Annotated in this window: 15 protein-coding genes; 10 read left to right on the top strand and 5 right to left on the bottom strand. The window is 66.0% G+C overall.

What is annotated here, in order from left to right; all coding sequences use genetic code 11:
- Positions 1-118 precede the first annotated feature (118 nt).
- From FG93_RS04275 to eutC, 5 genes are all read left to right on the top strand, one after another.
- Positions 119-2,167 carry a hydantoinase/oxoprolinase family protein gene (locus FG93_RS04275; RefSeq protein WP_043232209.1) on the top strand — a complete coding sequence of 683 codons (2,049 nt, stop codon included), beginning with the start codon at positions 119-121 and terminating at the stop codon, positions 2,165-2,167.
- 11 nt (positions 2,168-2,178) lie between these two features.
- On the top strand, positions 2,179-3,879 hold the full coding sequence (locus tag FG93_RS04280; protein ID WP_043232212.1) for a hydantoinase B/oxoprolinase family protein: 1,701 nt from the start codon (positions 2,179-2,181) through the stop codon (positions 3,877-3,879).
- Positions 3,876-4,907 carry an Ldh family oxidoreductase gene (locus FG93_RS04285; protein ID WP_043232214.1) on the top strand — a complete coding sequence of 344 codons (1,032 nt, stop codon included), beginning with the start codon at positions 3,876-3,878 and terminating at the stop codon, positions 4,905-4,907. Before FG93_RS04280 ends, FG93_RS04285 begins: the two co-directional genes overlap by 4 nt.
- A gap of 76 nt (positions 4,908-4,983) precedes the next feature.
- Positions 4,984-6,372, top strand: a complete 1,389-nt coding sequence (locus tag FG93_RS04290; protein WP_043232216.1) for an ethanolamine ammonia-lyase subunit EutB — start codon at positions 4,984-4,986, stop codon at positions 6,370-6,372.
- 11 nt (positions 6,373-6,383) lie between these two features.
- Positions 6,384-7,166, top strand: coding sequence for an ethanolamine ammonia-lyase subunit EutC (gene eutC, locus FG93_RS04295; protein ID WP_043232340.1), 783 nt, complete (start codon positions 6,384-6,386; stop codon positions 7,164-7,166).
- 98 nt (positions 7,167-7,264) lie between these two features.
- Here the strand turns inward: eutC and FG93_RS04300 are convergent, their stop codons facing one another.
- Both FG93_RS04300 and FG93_RS32265 read right to left on the bottom strand, forming a co-directional pair.
- Positions 7,265-8,893 (bottom strand): GMC family oxidoreductase, encoded by a 1,629-nt coding sequence (locus FG93_RS04300; protein WP_043232219.1) that lies wholly within the window; start codon positions 8,891-8,893, stop codon positions 7,265-7,267.
- A 134-nt stretch (positions 8,894-9,027) separates the two neighbouring features.
- Positions 9,028-9,909: a GntR family transcriptional regulator gene (locus tag FG93_RS32265; protein WP_161783770.1), complete on the bottom strand. Its 882-nt coding sequence runs from the start codon at positions 9,907-9,909 to the stop codon at positions 9,028-9,030.
- Between the two features lie 96 nt (positions 9,910-10,005).
- On the opposite strand from FG93_RS32265, the gene FG93_RS04310 reads away from it, so the two are divergent.
- Entirely contained in the window at positions 10,006-11,157 is a 1,152-nt protein-coding gene (locus tag FG93_RS04310) for a C45 family peptidase (protein ID WP_043232224.1), read from the top strand.
- A gap of 24 nt (positions 11,158-11,181) precedes the next feature.
- Entirely contained in the window at positions 11,182-12,735 is a 1,554-nt protein-coding gene (locus tag FG93_RS04315; protein WP_043232226.1) for an ABC transporter substrate-binding protein, read from the top strand.
- Between the two features lie 113 nt (positions 12,736-12,848).
- Here the strand turns inward: FG93_RS04315 and FG93_RS04320 are convergent, their stop codons facing one another.
- Positions 12,849-14,186, bottom strand: a complete 1,338-nt coding sequence (locus FG93_RS04320) for an aminotransferase class III-fold pyridoxal phosphate-dependent enzyme (RefSeq protein ID WP_043232227.1) — start codon at positions 14,184-14,186, stop codon at positions 12,849-12,851.
- A 104-nt stretch (positions 14,187-14,290) separates the two neighbouring features.
- The gene (locus FG93_RS04325) at positions 14,291-15,187 is read right to left on the bottom strand and encodes a GntR family transcriptional regulator (RefSeq protein ID WP_043232230.1); all 897 of its coding nucleotides are present in this window, start codon (positions 15,185-15,187) and stop codon (positions 14,291-14,293) included.
- Positions 15,188-15,270: 83 nt separating this feature from the next.
- On the opposite strand from FG93_RS04325, the gene FG93_RS04330 reads away from it, so the two are divergent.
- On the top strand, positions 15,271-16,413 hold the full coding sequence (locus FG93_RS04330) for a C45 family peptidase (protein ID WP_043232233.1): 1,143 nt from the start codon (positions 15,271-15,273) through the stop codon (positions 16,411-16,413).
- 74 nt (positions 16,414-16,487) lie between these two features.
- Positions 16,488-18,059 carry an ABC transporter substrate-binding protein gene (locus tag FG93_RS04335; protein ID WP_052513364.1) on the top strand — a complete coding sequence of 524 codons (1,572 nt, stop codon included), beginning with the start codon at positions 16,488-16,490 and terminating at the stop codon, positions 18,057-18,059.
- On the opposite strand, the gene FG93_RS04340 is transcribed toward FG93_RS04335, so the two are convergent.
- On the bottom strand, positions 18,056-18,712 hold the full coding sequence (locus tag FG93_RS04340; RefSeq protein WP_052513365.1) for a GntR family transcriptional regulator: 657 nt from the start codon (positions 18,710-18,712) through the stop codon (positions 18,056-18,058). The genes FG93_RS04335 and FG93_RS04340 overlap by 4 nt on opposite strands.
- A gap of 240 nt (positions 18,713-18,952) precedes the next feature.
- On the opposite strand from FG93_RS04340, the gene FG93_RS04345 reads away from it, so the two are divergent.
- On the top strand, positions 18,953-19,846 hold the full coding sequence (locus tag FG93_RS04345; RefSeq protein ID WP_043232344.1) for a hydrolase: 894 nt from the start codon (positions 18,953-18,955) through the stop codon (positions 19,844-19,846).
- The last annotated feature ends 1 nt before the right edge of the window (position 19,847 follow it).

A 19,847-nucleotide genomic window follows, 5' to 3' on the forward strand; every position in this document is an offset into this window, starting at 1 on the left:
AGGCCGCTAGTCCGGCCGGATACTGAAGGCGGACGGGCAGGCCCGCCGCCGCGCCGAAACGCCCACTCTTCGAACCTGGCCTGCTCGCGGCGCGAGCGGGAACCCTGGAGCTTGCCTGATGGAACAGGATATCCGCATCGCCGTCGACATCGGCGGCACCTTCACCGATATCGAGATCCTCGATGCCGGGACCGGCGCCATCCACCAGATCAAGACGCCGAGTACGCCGAAGGACCCGTCCGTCGGTCTCCTCACCGGCATCCGGCAGGCGTCGGAGCGCTTTGGCTTCCCGCTGGAGGCAGTACAGTACCTGCTGCACGGAACGACCATCGCGACCAACGCCGTGCTGGAGCGCAAGCTGCCGCTCGGGGCGGTGGTCACGACGGCCGGCTTCGAGGACGTGATGCAGATCGGCCGGCATGGCCGCAAGGACGTCTACGCGATCACGCTGGAGCAGCCGGAGCCGCTGGTTGCCCGCCGCTTCTGCTTCGGTGTCGAGGAGCGTGTCGGTGCGGATGGGCGAATCATTGCGAAGCTCCAGGAAGAGGGCGTTCGGCGGATCGCGTCCGAGCTCGCCAGGGCCGGCGTCAAATCGGTCGCGGTCTGCTTGTTGCACGCCTATGCCAACCCGGCCCATGAGCGTCGCGTCGGCGAGATCCTGTCCGACATGCTGCCGGGCGTCGCCATCTCGCTCGCCAGCGAGATCTCACCCGAGATCCGTGAATATGAACGCATGTCGACCACGGCGCTGAACGCGCTGCTGGTGCCGATCGTCCAGAGCTATACCGACCGTCTCGCCGGGCGCCTCGCCGAGGAGGTGCCGCAGACGCAGGTCTACCTCGTCCAGTCCAATGGCGGCGTGTCCGGCCTCGCCAAGGCCGGGCGCGAGCCGGCCCGCCTGCTGCTCTCCGGACCCAGCGGCGGTGCCGCGGCGGCCAGGCGCCTGTCGGCCGAGCTCGGCGAGCCCAATCTCGTCGCGGTCGACATGGGGGGCACCTCCTTCGACGTCTCCGTGGTCCATGACGGCGTGGTCTCGATGGTCAATGAGGGCGAGGTCGACGGCCTGCCTGTGCGGCTGCCGATGATCGAAATGCGCACCATCGGCGCCGGCGGCGGCTCGATCGCCTGGGTCGACGACGGCAATCGCCTGCGCATCGGCCCGCACAGCGCCGGCGCCGATCCCGGCCCCGCCTGTTATGGCAAGGGCGGCATTGCGCTGACGGTGACCGACGCCAATCTCCTGCTCGGTCGCCTCGACGGCAAGAGCTTCATGGGCGGGACGATGCCGCTCGACCGCGAGGCCGCGCGCCGCGCCGCCGAAACCGTGGCAACGCCGCTTGGGCTCTCCGTCGACAGCACTGCGGCCGGCGTCATCGACGTCGCGAATTCCGCGCTCGCCATGGCGATCCGGCTCTCGCTCTTCGAGAAGGGGCTCGACCCCGAGGATTTCGCCATGCTGTCCTTCGGCGGCGCTGGCGGCGTGCATGCCTGTGAGGTGGCGGAGGAACTCGGCATCCGCCGTGTCATCTTCCCGGCCCATGCCTCGACGCTCTCGGCCTGGGGGATCCTCTGGTCCGACATCGCCCATGACCTGAGCGCCACGCAGATCGGCCTGTTCGATGAACTCGGGCCTGATTTGGGAGCGACCGCCTCCCGCCTTGTCACGGAGGCGGAAACCCTGCTCGCCGAAGACGGTGTCGCGCCCGCGGCGCGGCGCTTCGAATGGGCCGTCGACCTGCGCTATGCCGGGCAGGCCTTCGACCTGCGTGTGCCGCTGGACGAGGCTGATTTCTCAGCCGCAGGTGTCGCCAAGGCGAGCGCGGCCTTCCACGCCCTGCACAAGCAGCGCTTCTCCTATGACGAGCCCGAGGTCCCGGTCGAAATCGTCGCCCTGCGGCTGAAGGCCGTCGGCGCGCTGGCCAAGCCCGTGCCTGCGCGCCGCGTCGCCGGCTCGGCGAAACCGGCCGCGCATGCGCGCCCGGTCCATGGTCGGGGAGCCGCTGTCGACACGCCGGTTTGGGAGCGCGACGCGATCGGGACCACCGATCCCGTCAGCGGCCCCGCGGTCGTCGAAGAACCCTACACCTCGATCTACCTGCCGGCCGGCTGGAGCATCGTCACCCATTCCGCCGGCGCCCTGATCGCCGACCGCATCACCGCGCAGTGAGGCCTGACACCATGAGCGACACCTTGAAGGGCATCGACCCCGTCCGCCTCGAAGTCATCCGCAATGCGCTGGTCGCTGCGGCCGAGGAAATGAGCATCACGATCTGGCGCACCAGCCGCTCGACCGTGGTCCGCGAGATCCTCGATTTCTCCACCGCCGTCTTCGACGCGCAAGGCCGCAACATTGCGCAGTCGGCCCGCATCCCGGTTCACCTGAACTCGATGTCGGACTGCCTGCGCACCATCCTCGACCGCTTCATTCCGCTCGACCAGTGGAACGACGGCGACGTCATCGTCACCAATGATCCCTATTCCGGCGGCCAGCATCTGCCGGACATCCAGACCTTCCGGCCTGTCTTCGTCGATGGCGAGCGGGTCGGCATCGTCGGCACGCTCTGCCACCATGTCGATGTCGGCGGCGGTGCGGCCGGCAGCTACTATGCCAACGCGACCGAGATCTTCCAGGAAGGCATCCGCATCCCGCCGCTGCGCCTCGTCGACAGGGGCGTGCTCAATGCCGGCGTCTTCGAGATGCTGCTGCACAATGTACGGCAGCCCGACGAGACGCGCGGCGACCTGAACGCGCAGATCGCGGCGCTCGGCATCGGCGAGCGGGCAGTGGCGCGCATGGCGCGGAAATACGGTTCCGGCTCGCTCGCAGCCGCGATGTCGGCCATCCTCGACGGCTCCGAGCGCATGCTGCGCGCCGCGCTGAAGGCGCTTCCCGACGGCGAAACCTCCTTCGTCGAACTGGTCGACGATGACGGCCAGTCGGAAGAGCCGATCCGGCTTGCGGTGAAGATCATCAAGCGGGGCGAGACCATCACGCTCGATTTCGAGGGGTCGAGCCCGCAGGTGAGGGGGCCGGTCAACAACACGCCCGCGATGACCTGCTCGGCCGTCTATTACGCGCTGCTGGCCGCACTCGGCGGCGAGATCCCGGCCAATTCCGGCTGCTATCGCGCTGTCACCGTGAAGCTGCCGGAAGGCAGCGTGGTCAATGCGGCCTTCCCGGCGCCGGTCGCCGGCCGCATGGTCGTCAATCATCGCATCGCGACCGCCGTCTTCGGGGCGCTGGCGCAGATCATGCCCGAGCGCATCCCGGCGGCCTATTACGCGATCTCCTATGTCTACGCCCTGCAAACGACGAACCCGAAGGGCAAGCGCCAGGTCTATTTCGACATCGAGGTCGGCGGCTGGGGCGGGCATGCCAGGGGCGACGGCGCGAGCGCGCTCTCCTGCGGCCTGCACAACAACACCAATGCACCGATCGAGATGGTCGAGGCCAAGTATCCGGTGACCTTCACCCGATACGGGTTGGTCCCGGATTCCGGCGGCGCCGGTGAGTTCCGTGGTGGCCTGGGCCTCGTGCGGGAATGGCGGCTGGACGCGGCCGAGGGCTCGCTCTCGACCAATTTCGAGCGCTTCCGGCATGCGCCCTACGGCATCGGGGGCGGCGAACCCGGTTCGCTCAGCCGCACCATCGTGACGCGCGCGGACGGCTCGAAACTCTCACTGCAATCCAAGGTCTCAGGCATCCCGCTGAAGGTCGGCGACACCGTCACCATCGAGACCTCCGGCGGCGGCGGCTTCGGCGATCCGGCGCGCCGCGATCCGAAGCGCCTCGCCAAGGACCTCGCCGACGGTTTGGTGACTCCGCAGGCAGCGTCCCGGTTCTATGGCACCGAACAGGCCAAGGAGGAGGCGGCATGAACACGCATAGTCCTGCTGACGGCGTGCATCTGACGCTCGCCCAGGTCGAGGCGCTGACGCGGCGCGTGCTGCTCGCCTGCGGCGTCGATCCACGCAACGAAGCGCCGATCACGGCCTCGGTCGTCGCGGCGGAAGCCGAGGGCGTGCACAGCCACGGCCTCGCACGCCTGCCGACCTATTGCGAGCACGCCCGCGTCGGCAAGATCGACGGCAAGGCGCGCCCGGTGCTCGATAGTCCGAAGCCGGGCCTGGTCCGCGTCGATGCCAAGGCGGGTTTTGCCCATCCGGCGATCGATTTCGGCCTGCCGGCCTTGTGCGAGGCGGCAAAGGCGCAGGGCATTGCCGCGCTCGCCATCACCAACTCGTATAATTGCGGCGTGGTCGGCTATCATGTCGAGCGCATCGCCCAGAACGGGCTGCTGGCCTTAGGCTTCGTCAATGCCCCGGCCTCGATCGCGCCTGCGGGCGGTGCACGGCCGGTGTTCGGCACCAATCCGATCGCCTTTGCGGTGCCGCGTGCGGGACGCGAGCCGCTGGTGCTCGACCAGTCCTCCAGCGTCGTCGCCAAGAGCGAGATCGTCGTGCACCAGCAGCGCGGCGAGGCCATCCCGCTCGGCTGGGCGCTGGACAGGGACGGCAACCCGACGACCGATCCCAAGGCGGCGCTTGCCGGCGGTTCGATGGTCCCGTCCGGCGGCTACAAGGGCGCGGGCCTCGCCTTGATCGTCGAGATCTTCGCAGCCTGGCTGACCGGAGCCAGCCTCTCGATCGATGCGTCCTCCTTCGCCGATAATCTCGGCGGCTCACCACGCACCGGCCAGTTCTTCATCGCGATCGACCCCGGCGAACTGGCGGGCGAGGGCGCCTCGTCCCGCCTCGAGCGCCTGTTCGATGCGGTGGCGGGCCAGCCAGGGGCTCGCCTGCCGGGCGAGCGTCGTGCCGCGGCCCGCGCCCGCACGGCGACCGGGGGCATCACCATTCCGCGCAAGCTCTTCGATACGATCGAGGCCTACGCCAGGCCGGCATAGGCCCTGCATGGGCGCGGCTTGCGCTCCGGCGCGGCCGCTCCCACACTCGAACGGCCAGGATCCGGGGGACAGGTTGATGACACACCGCGTCACGGTCGGAGGGCATGTGCATGTCTTCGCCGATCTGAAGCAGTTGATGGCGAAGGCGACACCGCTCCGTTCCGGCGACATGCTGGCCGGCATTGCAGCCGCCAGCATGGAAGAGAACATGGCGGCGAAGATCGCGCTCGCTGACCTGCCCTTGCGAACCTTCCTCAGCGAAGCGCTGGTACCCTACGAGGAGGACGAGGTCACCCGTCTGATCCTCGATACCCATGATGCGGCAGCCTTCTCACCGATCGCGTCGCTGACGGTTGGCGAGTTCCGCGACTGGCTCTGTTCGGAGAGGGCGACACCGGAGGTCCTGGCCGCCATCGCGCCGGGTGTGACGCCGGAAATGGCAGCCGCCGTCTCCAAGCTGATGCGCAACCAGGACCTCATCCTCGTTGCCCGAAAATGCCGGGTCGTCACGCGCTTCCGCGACACGATCGGCCTGCCCGGCACGATGGCGGTACGCCTGCAGCCGAACCACCCGACCGACGATGCCGCCGGCATCCTCGCCTCGACGATCGACGGGCTGCTCTATGGCTGCGGCGACGCCGTGATCGGCATCAACCCGGCGTCCGATTCCCTGCCGGTGCTCGGCGATCTCGTCCGCCTGCTCGACGAGTTGATCCGCCGCTTCGAGATTCCCACGCAAAGCTGCGTGCTGACCCATGTCACCAGTGCGATCGCGCTGATCGGGCAAGGCGCACCGGTCGATCTCGTCTTCCAGTCCGTCGCCGGCACGCAGAAGGCCAATGAATCCTTCGGCATTTCGCTGTCGGTGCTCAGGGAAGGCCTGGAGGCAGGGCGGTCGCTGAAGCGCGGCACCGTCGGCGACAACGTCATGTATTTCGAGACCGGCCAGGGCTCCGCGCTCTCGGCCGACGCCCATCACGGCGTCGACCAGCAGACACTGGAGGCGCGCGCCTATGCCGTCTGCCGGCCCTTCGAGCCGCTGCTGGTGAACACGGTCGTCGGCTTCATCGGCCCGGAATATCTCTATGACGGCAAGCAGATCATTCGCGCCGGGCTGGAGGATCATTTTTGCGGCAAGCTCATGGGCGTGCCGTTGGGTTGCGACGTCTGCTACACCAACCATGCAGAGGCCGATCAGGACGACATGGACACGCTCTTGACCCTGCTCGGCACCGCTGGTGTCAATTTCGTCATGGGAGTGCCCGGCGCCGACGACGTCATGCTGAATTACCAGTCCACCTCCTTCCATGATCAACTCTATATCCGCGAGGTGCTCGGGCTTCGGCGCGCGCCCGAGTTCGAGGCCTGGCTGCGGCGCATGGACATCACGGACGAGGCCGGGCGGTTGAGCAGCGGGCGGGGCGGGCAGGCCTTGCTGGCCGCGATGCAGGGGAAGGCGGCGTGAGCGGCGACGACATGCTCCCGCCCGACGAGCGCTGGGCCGCGCTGACGCGGCTGACGCCGGCCCGCATCGCGCTCGGCCGTGCGGGAGCCTCCCTGCCGACGCGTGAGGTCCTGCGCTTCGGCCTTGCCCATGCGCAGGCGCGCGACGCGGTTCATATCCCGTTCCGCCCCGAGGAGGTCGCGGCCGATCTCGCAGCACTCGCGCTGGAGACGGTGCAGGTTGAGAGCGCTGCGCCCTCGCGTGATCTCTATCTGCGGCGGCCCGATCTCGGCCGGCGCCTCTCTCCCGAGGGGCAGGCGGTGCTGGCAGCCCGGCGTGGTGCGTTCGATTTCGCCTTCGTCGTCGCCGATGGCCTGTCCTCGACCGCAGTCCAGCAGAATGCCGCGCCGCTCATCGCCGCCATGCTGCCATTCCTGAAGCAGCAGGATCTGAAACTCGCGCCGGTCGTGATCGCGAGCCAGGCGCGCGTCGCGCTGGGCGACGAGGCGGCCGAGGCGCTGGGCGCACGCCTCGTCGCGGTGCTGATCGGCGAGCGACCCGGCCTGTCCTCGCCGGATTCGCTTGGGGCCTATCTCACCTTCGCGCCACGGCGCGGACTCAGCGACGCCATGCGCAACTGCGTCTCGAACATCCGCCCGGGCGGGCTCACCTTCGAACACGCTGCCTTCAAGCTGGCCTGGCTCGCGCGGCAAGCGCTCAGGCGCGCGCTGACGGGTGTCGATCTCAAGGACGAGAGCGAGCTTGCCCTGGTATCGGGCGAGGGAGCGAGCCGGCTCCCGATCGCGTCGAAATGAAGCGGCCGTGAGATCAGCCTGCTCCGCAGGCAAGCAGTCCTGGAGGCCGATTGAGCGCCCATGCCGGGCTGACGGCCGACCCCCGCTCGGCGATGACGTCAACGCCCTCGGGCATCGTCCCGGATCATCTGGGCGCCCTTTTCCGCGATCATCATCGTCGGGGCGGCGGTATTTCCCGAGGTGATGCGCGGCATGGCCGAAGCGTCGATGACCCGCAGGCCGTCGACGCCGCGCAGGCGCAGGCGTTCGTCGAGCACGGCGCCGGCATCGTCGTCGCGTCCCATCCTGGCGGTTCCGGCGGGGTGGAAGATCGTGGTGCCGAGCCGGCCCGCTGCCTCCAGAAGTTCCGCATCCGACGTCACCGAGGGACCAGGCACATGTTCCTGGGGCTTGAAACATGCGAGCGGCTGCTGCGCGACGATGCGGCGCGCGAGCTTCAGCGCATCGACCGCGACCTGCTTGTCTTCATCCGTTGCGAGATAGTTCGGCGAGATCGCGGGAGCGTCGCTGGCGTCGGTGCTCTTCAGATGCACGCTGCCACGGCTCGAAGGTCTCAGGTTGCAGACACTGGCGGTGAAGGCGCCGAACGGGTGCAGCCCATCGCCCCATTTATCGAGCGAGAGCGGCTGGAAATGGAATTCGAGATTGGCCGTGGCGTAGTCCGGCGAGGATTTGGCGAAGGCGCCGACCTGCGACGGCGCCATGGTCAGCGGCCCGGTGCGCAGCGCTGCATATTCCAGCGCCATCAGCGGCCTGCGCCAGAGTTTGGCGTAGTCGCTGTTGAGCGTGCGCACGCCCTCCACCTTGTAGACAGGCCTGATCTGCAAATGGTCCTGCAGGTTCTCGCCGACGCCCGGCAGATGGCGCTGCGTTTCGATGCCCAGAGCCTGAAGCCGCTCGCCGTCGCCGATGCCTGATCGTTCGAGAATGGCGGGTGAGCCGACCGCGCCGGCGCTCAGCACGACTTCGCCGGGGACCTCCACCCGCAGCTTCTCACCCTGATGGATGAACTCGACCGCACGGGCGCGACCGTCTTCGATGATGATGCGCTCGACCAGCACATGGGTTTCCAACCGGATATTGGAGCGGCCCAGCGCCGGAACCAGGAAGGCGCGATAGGAACTCACCCGCCGGCCGCGCTTCTGGTTGACCTGGAAATAGGCCGACCCTTCATTGTCGCCGGTGTTGAAGTCGTCGATCTTGGCGATGCCCGCCGCCTGCGCCGCGTCGCGGACGGCATCGAGAATCGCCCAGCGCACGCGCGGGTTCTCGACGCGCCACTCACCGCCGGAGCGATGCAATCCGCCGGCCGGCGGCGCGATATGGTCCTCGTGCTTGAGGAAATAGGGCAGTACGTCGTCCCAGCTCCAGCCCTGCAGGCCGAGTTGCCGCCAGCCGTCATAATCGGCCGCCTGACCGCGCATGTAGATCATCGCGTTGATTGCCGAGCAGCCGCCGACGACCTTGCCGCGCGGATAGGCCAGCGCCCGCCCGCCCAGGCCCGCCTGCGGCTCGGTCTGGAACAGCCAGTCGGCACGCGGATTGCCGATCGCGTAGAGATAGCCGACCGGGACGTGGAACCAGATCCAGTCGTCCATGCCGCCGGCTTCCAGCACCAGCACGCGTTTGGATGGATCGGCCGACAGCCGGTTCGCGAGCAGGCAGCCCGCCGACCCGGCACCGATCACGACATAGTCGAAAGTGCCGATATTCCTGCGATCAGACATGGCGTCCTGCTGGCAAAAGGGAGGCGCGGGCATTGCCGCCCTTCAGGAGCGGCGTCCGAACCATCGAGAAGACCGAAGGAAAAGCCAAGCCCCGGCGTACGGCGCTCCGTTTGGGCAAAGGCGCGCATGCGCCTCTAGTTCTGATTGTGCCAGTCCTGTGCCGCCTGGCTCAGATGGGCCGAGAGCAGGGCGACGGCGCGCGGGCGATCGCCTGCCGCAAGGGCATCGAGGATGGCGAGATGATCCTCGCAGGACTGCTTGATCTGCTCGGGGGTCAATTGCGGGAAATCGACGAACTGATGCATGCGACGCAATGCATTCTGGCGCTTGACCGCCTGCAGGAAGAAGCGGTTGCGCGACCAGGAGGCGAGCGTCTCATGGAATTCTGCATTCACCTGGAACCACATGTCCGGGGCGATCTCGGAGGCGGGCTTGCGCATCAGCGCTTCATGCGCATTGCGCATCCGTTCAAGGGTGGCGCCATCGACGCGATAATCGGGCTGGCTGAGCGCCGCGGTCTCGACTGCCTCGCGGAAAGCATAGCTCTCGATGATGGCCTGCGGGTTATCCAGGCTTTCCGAGAACTGCCAGCCATGGCCGCGCTGGCGCTGGACGATTCCTTCGGCCGAGAGGCGCAGCAAGGCGCGCCGCAAATCGCCACGCGATGCGCCGAAATGCGCGAGCAAGGCGTTCTCGGTCACCGATAGCGGGATCAGGCCCGCGGCCCGGTCGTTCAGGATCTTCCGGTAGAGTTCCTTGCCGCCGGCGGCATCATTGCTGCATTCCGCGATGACCGCGGCATCGATCGGGCGGTTGAGCTTGAAGCCCGAGCCGAGGACCCGCCGCAGGATGCCGCGTTCGCTGAGATCGATCAGGGCGCGGCGCACAGGCGTTCGCGAAACGCCCAGGCGCGCGGCCAGTGGCTTTTCCCCGACCGGGGCATCGACCGCCCATCCTTCGTCCCGACCGAGCCGCAGGATGTCACCAATGATTTCGCGATGCAGTCCGCTCGACACGTGGGCGTCTCCGAAGCTTCCCTTTCTTGCCATTGACAATAAGGTTTGGCGATGGTCCAGTGTATATAATTCAATTAAAAAACACAGAGCCTGTGGATGATTGCGCCATTTCCCTTCGTCTCGGTGTCTGGGTCGCCCTATGAACGAGGGCGGCAGCATGGTGCGGCAGTTGCGGATCGCGTGCATCGCAGCGCAGGTTTCTATGCCGGCCAACTCGACAAGCTCGGATCGCAACCAGGTGAACGTGAAGCGTTGATCGCCGAGTTCAGTCGCGGCATCGCGGCCTTCGACGAGGCCTATCTCGAGGAAATGCGCGGCATCGCCGACGGGGCCGGACTCGACCTCTCGGCGATCATCATGATCAATGCACGGACGGAGATCGTCGCCAAGGCACGCCTGCTCGCCTCTCGCCCCATCGATGAGGATGACGAGGACGAGGAGAAGATGGCTGATGGCTGCACGGGCGCCATCATCCTGCCGGAGCGAAGCTGGAGCGGGGGCATCATCCAGGGCCAGAACTGGGACTGGCAGCCGGAATGCGCCGAGACCGCGATCGTGTTGCGTGTGCGCCGGCAGGACGGTCCCGATCTGCTCACCTTCGTCGAGGCGGGCGGTCTCGGTCGCCACGGCATGAACGAGGCCGGCATCTGCGTGACCGGCAATTATCTGCGCAGTGACCGTGACTACCGCCAGGAAGGCGTTCCGCTCGCTTTGGTTCGCCGCAAGGCGCTGGAGCAGGAGCACCTGGCGCTGGCGATGAAGGTCGTGGCGACCACGCCGAAGGCCTGTTCGACCAATATGATGCTGAGCCAGGATCGCGGTTTTGCCATCGATCTCGAATGCGCCCCGGACGAGGCCTTTCCGGTCTATCCGGAAAATGGACTGATCGTGCACGCGAATCACTGGATCAGTCCGGTGGCGCTCACCAAGCTGCGCGATACCGGCTTCAACTCGTCGCCTGACAGTCACTACCGCGACTGGCGCGTCAGGCGACTGCTGAGCAAGCCGCAGCGTTTCCTGACGCGGGAGGATCTGAAGGCCGCACTCTTCGACGACTTCCTGTCGCCCTATGCCGTCTGTCGCCCGCCACGGGCCGGAGCGACCGGCGACCTGACGGCCAGCGTCGCGATGATTGTGATGGAGCCTGCGCTTGGCATCATGGAAGTGGCGCCGATGCCCGCGCTCAACCGACACTTCACCCGCTACAGCCTTTCCGGCGATCCGGTCGCCGTCGCGGCTGCGGCCTGACACGGGGCTGGGAGGTCCTTGTTCATGAGACGTACTTCACGTGCCCGCATCGTGACGGCAGTGCTGCTTGCAGCGCTGGCGAGCGCCCCGGTCGCCGCGCAAACCCTGACCATTGCCCTCAAGGCCGACATTCGCGGCACGAATCCCGGCGTCAACCGCGACGACGATACTGACGCCGTAACCCTGCACATGGTCGAAGGGCTGGTCGCCTATCGCGAAGGCGGCACGGTCGGCCCCATGCTGGCCGAGAAGGTCGAGACCTCTCCGGACGGGTTGAGCTACACCTTCGAACTGCGCAAGGGACTGACCTTCCACAACGGCGCGCCGCTGACGGCCGCGGACGTCGTCTGGAGCTGGCAGCGCTATATGGATCCGAAGACGGAATGGCGTTGTCTTGCCGATTTCGACGGCCGCAACGGGCTGAAGGTCGAGGCGGTCGAAGCCGTATCGCCAACCACGGTGCGGATGCGGATCAACGAGCCCAATGCGCTCTTCCTGTTCTCGCTCGCGCGCACCGATTGCGGCAGCGCCGCGGTGATTCACAAGGATTCACTCAATCCGGACGGGTCGTGGAAGGCGCCGGTCGGAACCGGACCGTTCAAGTTCGGCGAGTGGCGGCGGGGCCAGCAGATCAGCCTGACCCGTTTCGAGGGCTACCAGTCGCTTGCAGGCGGCCTCGACGGCTTTGCCGGCAGCAAGCGGCCGCTCGTCCCGGAGGTCAGGTTCCTGGTCGTTCCGGACGCCGCCTCGGTGAAGGCCGGCCTGATCGCAGGCCAGATCGACATCGCCGAAGTGCTGGGCTCGGATGTAGCCGAGCTGAAGAAGGCTCCCGGCATTACGGTCCAGACCGCAACCACGGCGGCGCGCCACGCACTTCTCTTCCAGACCAATGACCCGGTCTTCAGGACGCCGGCAATGCGCCGGGCGCTGGCGGCGGCCATCGATTTCCGCCAGCTCGTCGCAATCGTTTCCGATCTCGGCGTGCAGCCGAACAACTCCACCATCCATGCCAAGTCGGCCTATCACAGCGACGTGCAGAACCTCTCGCACGGCTACGATCCGGCGCGCGCGAAGAAGCTTCTCATCGAGGCCGGCTACAAGGGCGAGCGGTTGAAGATCACCACCAATAACCGCAAATCGGCGCCGAGCTTCAACATCGCTGTCGTGCTGCAGTCGATGTTCCAGGCTGTCGGCATCAACTCGGACATCGATGTCGTGGAGTGGGCGACCCATATGGATCGCTTCCTCAAGGGCAATTACCAGCTGATGGTTCATTCCTACTCGGCGCGGCTCGACCCGGCGCTGAGCTTCGAGCATTTCACCGGTCCGAAGGCGAACCAGCCGCGCAAGGTCTGGGACGATCCCGCCGTGATCGCGCTGCTCGACAAGGCCTCGAAGATCGAGAGCCCGGCCGAGCGTCAGGAGATCTTTGACGAGTTGCACAAGCGGATGATCGACGACGTGCCGCTGGTGATGCTGTTCAACTCGATCGAAGCCTGGGCCTCGACCGCGCGCGTCTCCGGTTTCGTGCCATGGGAGTCGCGCGCGCGGGCCTGGGAGGTCGCGATCAAGTCCTGAGGAACTGCGGCACGAGATCATCGGGCCGGATATCGCATCCGGCTCAATGATCTAACCCTCTAGGCTTGCATCAACTTGTCCGAAAACCGCAATTCACGTCTCGGGCCGATGCATCAGTCGATGCTGCGCAGGGCTGTCGCGATAGTCGCGAAGATCAGGTCGATCTCGCCTTCCGAGACGATGAGCGGCGGCGACAGCACAATCGTGTCGCCGGACCCGCGCATCAGTACCCCTGCCTCATAGCAGGCCTTGGCGCAGGCCGCTCCGCGCGCGCCGGGCTGCCCTGGCCGTGGCGTCAGCTCCACGGCTCCGAGCAGGCCGATGCTGCGGATGTCGGCAACATGCGGGGCGCCCTTGAGCGCCAGCGCACGCTCCTGCCAGTGAGTGCTGGCGACCTTCGCGCGTGCCACAATGCCCTGTTCGGCGAAGACATCGAGCGTGGCGAGCCCTGCGGCGCAGGCGAGCGGGTGGGCCGAATAGGTATAGCCGTGGAACAGCTCGATCACCTCGGGCGGGCCGGCCATGAAGGCATCGTAGACCGTGTTCGAGACGATGACACCGCCCATCGGCACGGCGCCATTGGTCATGCCCTTGGCGCAGGTGATGAGGTCGGGCGTCACGCCGAACGCCTGCGCCGCGAAGGGCGCACCGAGGCGTCCGAAGCCCGTGATGACCTCGTCGAAGATCAGGAGCACGCCATGCTTGTCGCAAATCGCGCGCAGGCGTTCGAGATAACCCTTCGGTGGCGGGTAGACGCCGCCGGAGCCGGTCACCGGCTCGACGATCACGGCAGCGACGCTGGCCGGGTCGTTCATATCGAGAACGCGCTCGAGTTCCTCGGCATAGGCCACGCCGGTTTCCGGCTGGCCGCGCGAGAACGCCATGCCGGCATCATAGGGCAGGGCGAGATGGGCGACTTCCGGCAGCAGCGGCCCAAAGCCGCGCTTATGCCGGCCGAGGCCTGCCACGGAGAGCCCGCCGAAGCCCATGCCGTGATAGCCCTTGGCGCGGCCGATCAGCTTGGTGCGTCGTGCATCGCCCCGTGCATGGTGATAGGCCCGCGCGATCTTGAGGGCGGTATCGACCGCCTCGGAGCCGGAATTGACGAAGAAGACGTGATCGAGCCCGGCGGGCGCGAAATCGCACAGCCGCGCCGCATAGGCCTGTGCGGCCGGATGGCTCATCTTGAACGACGAGACGAAGTCGAGGCGCCCCGCCGCCTCGCGGATCGCATCGACGATGCGTTGCTGACCGTGGCCGGCATTGACGCACCAGAGGCCAGCCATCGCGTCGAGGACCTGGCGCCCCTCGGGCGTGAAGTAGTGCATGCCCTCGGCGCGCTCGAACAGCATCGGCTCGTGCTTGAAGCCACGCATCGGCGTGAACGGCATCCAGAAGGCATCCGGCGCATTGCTGCGGTCGGTTTCGCTGCGAAGGGCGGTGACTGACATGAAGCGATCCTCGGGCGGGGGCGGTCCCGTCACGGGCGCGCCATTGGCGAGGAGAGATACTGTCTTTATTTCGTAGGAAAGACAATATCGCTCCGCATGTCCCGCTACCCAGCGTTGGGCGGCGGCTGCCGGGCTCTTCGCTTGAGTTCGCTAGCGCGCTGCAAGTGCCGGCGCATCAGGACGGAGGCGATCTCCCGATCTCCCGCTAGCAGCCGCTCGAGGATCTCGATGTGCTCGACGCAGCTGACCTGGACCCGTTCGGTTCCGGAGCCCCAATCATAATTGGAGAGTCGCCGCATCTGGTTTTCCCGGCGTATGGCAGAGTGGATGAAGCGATTGCCGGATGCGGCTGCAAGGCCTTCGTGAAAGGCTGCGTTCATTTCGTAGAAGGCGACGCTGGAGGACTCGCGCCAGGGCTGGGTCAGGGTCTGGCGGTGCCGCCTCAGCATCTCGGTTGCCCAGTGCTCATCGAGGCGAAAGCCTGGCTCGAGAAAACCCATGGGTTCGAGCAGCATGCGGAAGCGATAGCGCTCCATTCGCAGTGACGAATCCGAGGATTCGTGCAGGAAGCGCCAGCCATAGCCCGGCTTGCGTTCCACCATCTCCAGTTCGGCCAGGCGCTTCAGAGTGCGCTGGATTTCCGGTCGCGCCATCTCGTATCGGCGCATCAGCTCCAGCTCGGAAACGTCGTCGCCGAGCGCGCCGCTCTCGCGATCGCGTGCGATCCTGACCAGGGCGAGGTCTGTCTCGTCGGGCGAGCCGCCACTGTCTGCCGGGATGGGAAGCGCACTGACCAACTCGACGCCCTTGTTGGGATGGCGAAGCACGATCCCCTGGCCTTCGAGATGGCTGAGCGCGGCCCGAACCGGGGTGCGCGAGACATTCAGGCGCTTGGCCAGATTGTTCTCGTTCAGCCATGCACCCGCCGCGAGACCGTCTTCGCGCGCCAACTGGATGATGCGCTCGGCCAGATCCTGTTGGAGCCGGGTCGGTTCGGCCATGAGATTCCTCTTGATTGTCTTACTGCGTGATGAAATACATTAACTGTTAGCCGGGCGCCAGAGCCGGCGCGGAGATTAGGTCCATGGTTGAGCCCTTTCCATTCATCGATGTTTCGGGATCGCCCTATGAGCGCGGCCGGCAGCATGGCGCCGCGGTTCCCGCGCGCGTCAAGCGCAGCATCGAGCTCTATGGCGGCCAACTTGTCGATCTCGGCTACGATACGGTTGCCAAATCCCGGCTGATCGCCGAATTCGCTCGCGAGATCGAGGCTTTCGGCGCCCATTATGTCGAGGAGATGCGCGGCATCGCCGACGGCGCCGGCGTCACGCTCGAAGACATCGTGATGGTCAATGCCCGCACCGAAGTCATGGCCAAGGCGCGGCTCGAGAAAGCCAAGCCCGTCGAGGCCGGCGAGGAGCTCGACGATGGTTGCACTGGCGCCGTCATCCTGCCGGAGCGCAGCGCGACGGGCGAACTCATTCATGGCCAGAACTGGGACTGGAAGGCGGAATGCGCCGAGACCGCCATCGTGCTGCGCGTGCGTCGCGATGACGGTCCGGACTTCCTGACCTTTGTCGAGGCTGGCGGTCTCGCTCGCTGCGGCATGAACGCTGCCGGTGTCTCGATCACCGCCAACTATCTGGAGTCGGAGCGCGACTTCACCCAGGCCGGCGTGCCACTGGCGCTGATCCGTCGCAAGGTGCTGGAGCAGGAGCATTTCGCCATGGCGATGAAGGCCGTGGCGACGACGCCGAAGGCCTGCTCGAACAACATGATGCTCTCGACGGTCGCCGGTTTCGCCATCGACTTCGAATGCGCTCCGGATGAGGCCTTCCCGATCTACCCTGCCGACGGCCTGATCGTTCATGCCAACCATTGGGTGGGCTCGATCGCACTCACCAAGATCAAGGACACCGGCATTCCGCGTGTGCCGGAGAGCTTCTATCGTGACTGGCGCGTCCGCAAGCTGCTCGACGATGCCGGCCGCAAGCTCAGCGTCGCCGATCTCAAGAACGCGTTCTTCGACGACTTCCTGTCACCCTATGCGGTCTGCCGCCCGCCGCGTCCGAACGAGACCGGCAATCTCTCGGCCACGGTCTCGATGGTGATCATGCAGCCGGCGAAGGGCATCATGGAAGTGGCCCCGCTGCCGGCTCTGAACCGGCAGTTCACCCGCTACAGCCTGACTGACGCTCCGGTGACGCTGGCCGAAGCCGCCGAGTGAATTCTTTGCATGCGTCGGAGCCGTAGAGGGCGGCCCGACGCGATCATGCTAATAAAAACAGGAGGGGATCGAACATGGCTTTCAAACCGATTGCAGCAGCAGCCCTTGCCGGCGCGGCAATGACCTCGCTGCTGGCGGGTCTCGGCCCGTCGCTCGCGGCGCCGACGAGCATTCGCGCGCATCTCAACGCCGATATCCGCAGCATCAATCCAGGCGTGAACCGGGACGACAACACCGACGCCGTCGTGCTGCATATGGTCGAGGGCCTCGTCGCCTATGGCGAGGATGCCGAGGTCAAGCCGCTCCTGGCCGAGAAGGTCGCGCCGTCCGAGGACGGGCTGAGCTACACCTTCACCCTGCGCAAGGGAGTGAAGTTCCACAATGGTGCGCCGCTGACCGCTGCCGACGTAGTCTGGAGCTGGAACCGCTACATGGACCCGAAGACCGAATGGCGCTGCCTTTCGGAGTTCGACGGGCGAGGGCGGGTCAAGGTTGAATCCGTGACGGCGCCTGATGCTTCGACGGTCGTCTTCAAGCTCGACAAGCCGAGCTCGCTCTTCCTCGCCAGCATCGCCCGCACCGATTGCGCCATGACCGCGATCCTCCACAAGGATTCGGTGAAGGCAGATGGCAGTTTCGACAAGCCGATCGGCACCGGGCCCTACAGCTTCGGCGAATGGCGCCGCGGCGAATATATCCGGCTCGTACGCAATGCCGACTACGCCAGCCTTCCCGGCAAGATCGATGGCTATACCGGTGGCAAGCGTCCGCTGGTCGATGAAGTCCGCTTCCTGATCATCCCGGACAGCTCCACCGCCAAAGCCGCATTGCTGCGTGGCGATATCGACATTATCCCCGACGTCGCCAATGCCGAAGTCGGAGAGTTGCGCAAGAACCCCAAGGTCGAGGTCTCGCTCGTCTCGAACATGGGCCTGGTCGGCCTGCTGCTGCAGACGCGCGATCCGTTGCTGCAGAACCAGAAGCTGCGCCAGGCGATTGCTGCGGCGCTCGACGTCAACGAGATCGTCTCTGCCGTCACGGACGGGCTCGGCAAGCCGAACAACTCGATTGTCCCTGCGATGTCGTCCTATTACGGGCCGGTGCAGAAACAGGGCTACAAGCACGATGTCGCAGCCGCGAAGAAACTGCTCCAGGAAGCCGGCTACAAGGGCGAGCCGATCGTGATGCTGGCCAACAAGCGCTATCCGCAGAGCTTCGATTCCGCCGTGATCGCGCAGCAGATGCTGCAGGGCGCCGGAATCAATGTCACGATCGAAGTGCTGGAATGGGCGACGCAGCTCGACCGCTACAGCAAAGGCAACTACCAGATGCAGGCCTTTCCCTATTCGGCCCGCCTCGACCCCGCGCTGAGCTTCGAGTCGATCGCCGGTCCGAAGGCGACCCAGCCGCGCAAGGTCTGGGACGACCCGGACTCGCTCGCCCTGCTCGACAAGTCGATGGTGGTTTCGGACAAAGCCGAGCGCCAGAAGCTGTTCGACGAGCTGCACAAGCGCTTCATCGCCCAGGTGCCGATGGTCATGCTCTATAATGGGCTCGATGCCGGCGTCTATGGGAAGCGCGTGAAGGGCTACCAGTCCTCGATCCTGTCCAAGCCGAGGCTCTGGGAAGTCAGCGTCGCGGACTAACGGTCCCGCAGCTCGCTCTCGGGGGCATCCTTGAGAATATGAGCCGCGATCAACTCTGAGAGGCGCGCGACGTCGCGCTTCTCGATGGCTTCGAGCATGGCGTGATGGTCGCGGTCGCTGCGCAGCAGCGACTCGTGCGAGGTCCATACCGTCACATTCGACCCGCGCCCGCGATCACGCAGGTTCCAGATCAGCTCCTCCAGCACGGGGTTGCCGCTGAGATGATACATCGCTTCGTGAAATTCGGCGTTGACCCGGCTCTGGTCGGCGCGCGTGCCCTCGCGTACCGCAACGCCGAACTCCTCGGCGAGGCCACGAAGCGTCGCGAGGGTTGCCGGCGTCATCCGGCTGACGATCGCGTCGGCGGTCGAGGTCTCGATCACGATCCGGACAGAGCGGATATGGCGCAGGGTCTCTCGATCGATCTCGGCCACGCGGTAGCCCCGGTTGGGGACATGCTCGATCGCCTTGCGGACGACGAGTTCGTCGAGCGCGGTGCGGACATCGAAGCGCGTCGCGGCGAATTTCTGCTCGATGTCGATTTGGCGGAGCCACTCGCCGGAGCGGAACTGGCCGAGCTTGATCGCTTCCGCGATCTCTCCAGCCAGGGCGTGTTTCGATTTCGGCCTACGCTTCACGGTGGTCATCGTCATCCCCTAGATCACGCCGCGTTTGGCGAAATCGTCCAAACGCAGAAAACGTGATCGAATCCAATAGTTTAGAGCACGCTTAATGCGAAAAACCGTTGCCACTTTTTCGCAGCATGCTCTAGCGCATCTTGCCGCGATTTCGCTACCGGGCGGAGCGACCGAAGCAAGCTTGCAAGCCTCAATTCAACGTGCAACATAATTGGCGCCAATTTAATAGCCAATAGAGGATATCCGATGGCTGTGATGACTGCGACGCGTGAGGCGCCCGAGGCCAAGAAGGCCGACAAGGCTGCCGCGCTCTACGACATGGACCGGACCACGGTCTTCGCCAGCCGGCATGATCCCCGTTTTGCCTATTGCCTCTATGTGCCGCCGTCGCTGGGGCAGGGCGGCGAGCCGCCGGCACTGGTCGTCGCCATGCATGGCACCGGCCGCAGCTTCATCACCTATCGCGACGCCTTCGCGGAGTTCGCGCGCTGGAACAACTGCATCGTGCTCGCGCCGCTCTTCCCGGTCGGGGTGCGAGGCGATGGCTATCGTGATGGCTTCAAATACATGCGCGAAGCCGACATCCGCTACGATCACGCACTGCTTGCGATCGTCGACGAGATCGGCGAGCGCTATGACCTCGACTTCAAGCGCTTTGCCCTGTTCGGTTATTCCGGCGGCGGGCACTTCGCTCATCGCTTCATGCTTTTGCATCCCGACCGCCTCTGGGCCGCCTGCATCGGCGCACCGGGTTCGGTCACGCTGCTTGATCCGACGCGCGACTGGTGGGTCGGCACGCGCAATTTTGCATCGCTGTTCGGACAGGAGATCGACACGGCCGCCCTGGCCAAGGTGCCGGTCCAGATGATCGTCGGAGCTGCCGATCTGGAGACCTGGGAAATCACCCACAAGGAGGGCGGCCGCAACTGGATGCCGGACGCCAACCATGCCGGCAGGACGCGCCCTGAGCGGCTCGCCAGCCTGCAGCGCTCCTTCGAGGCCGCGGGGGTCAAGGTGCGGTTCGATCTGGTGCCGAACATGCCGCATGACGGCGTCAAGGCCGTGCCGCGCGTCGAGGAGTTCCTGGCGGAAACGCTGACCCGCCACCGTGCGGATGCTGTGCCTCTCACCGTGCTGAAGGGGAAATGAC

The sequence above is a fragment of the Allobosea sp. LC85 genome (genome assembly GCF_000735605.1).
GTDB lineage: Bacteria > Pseudomonadota > Alphaproteobacteria > Rhizobiales > Beijerinckiaceae > Allobosea.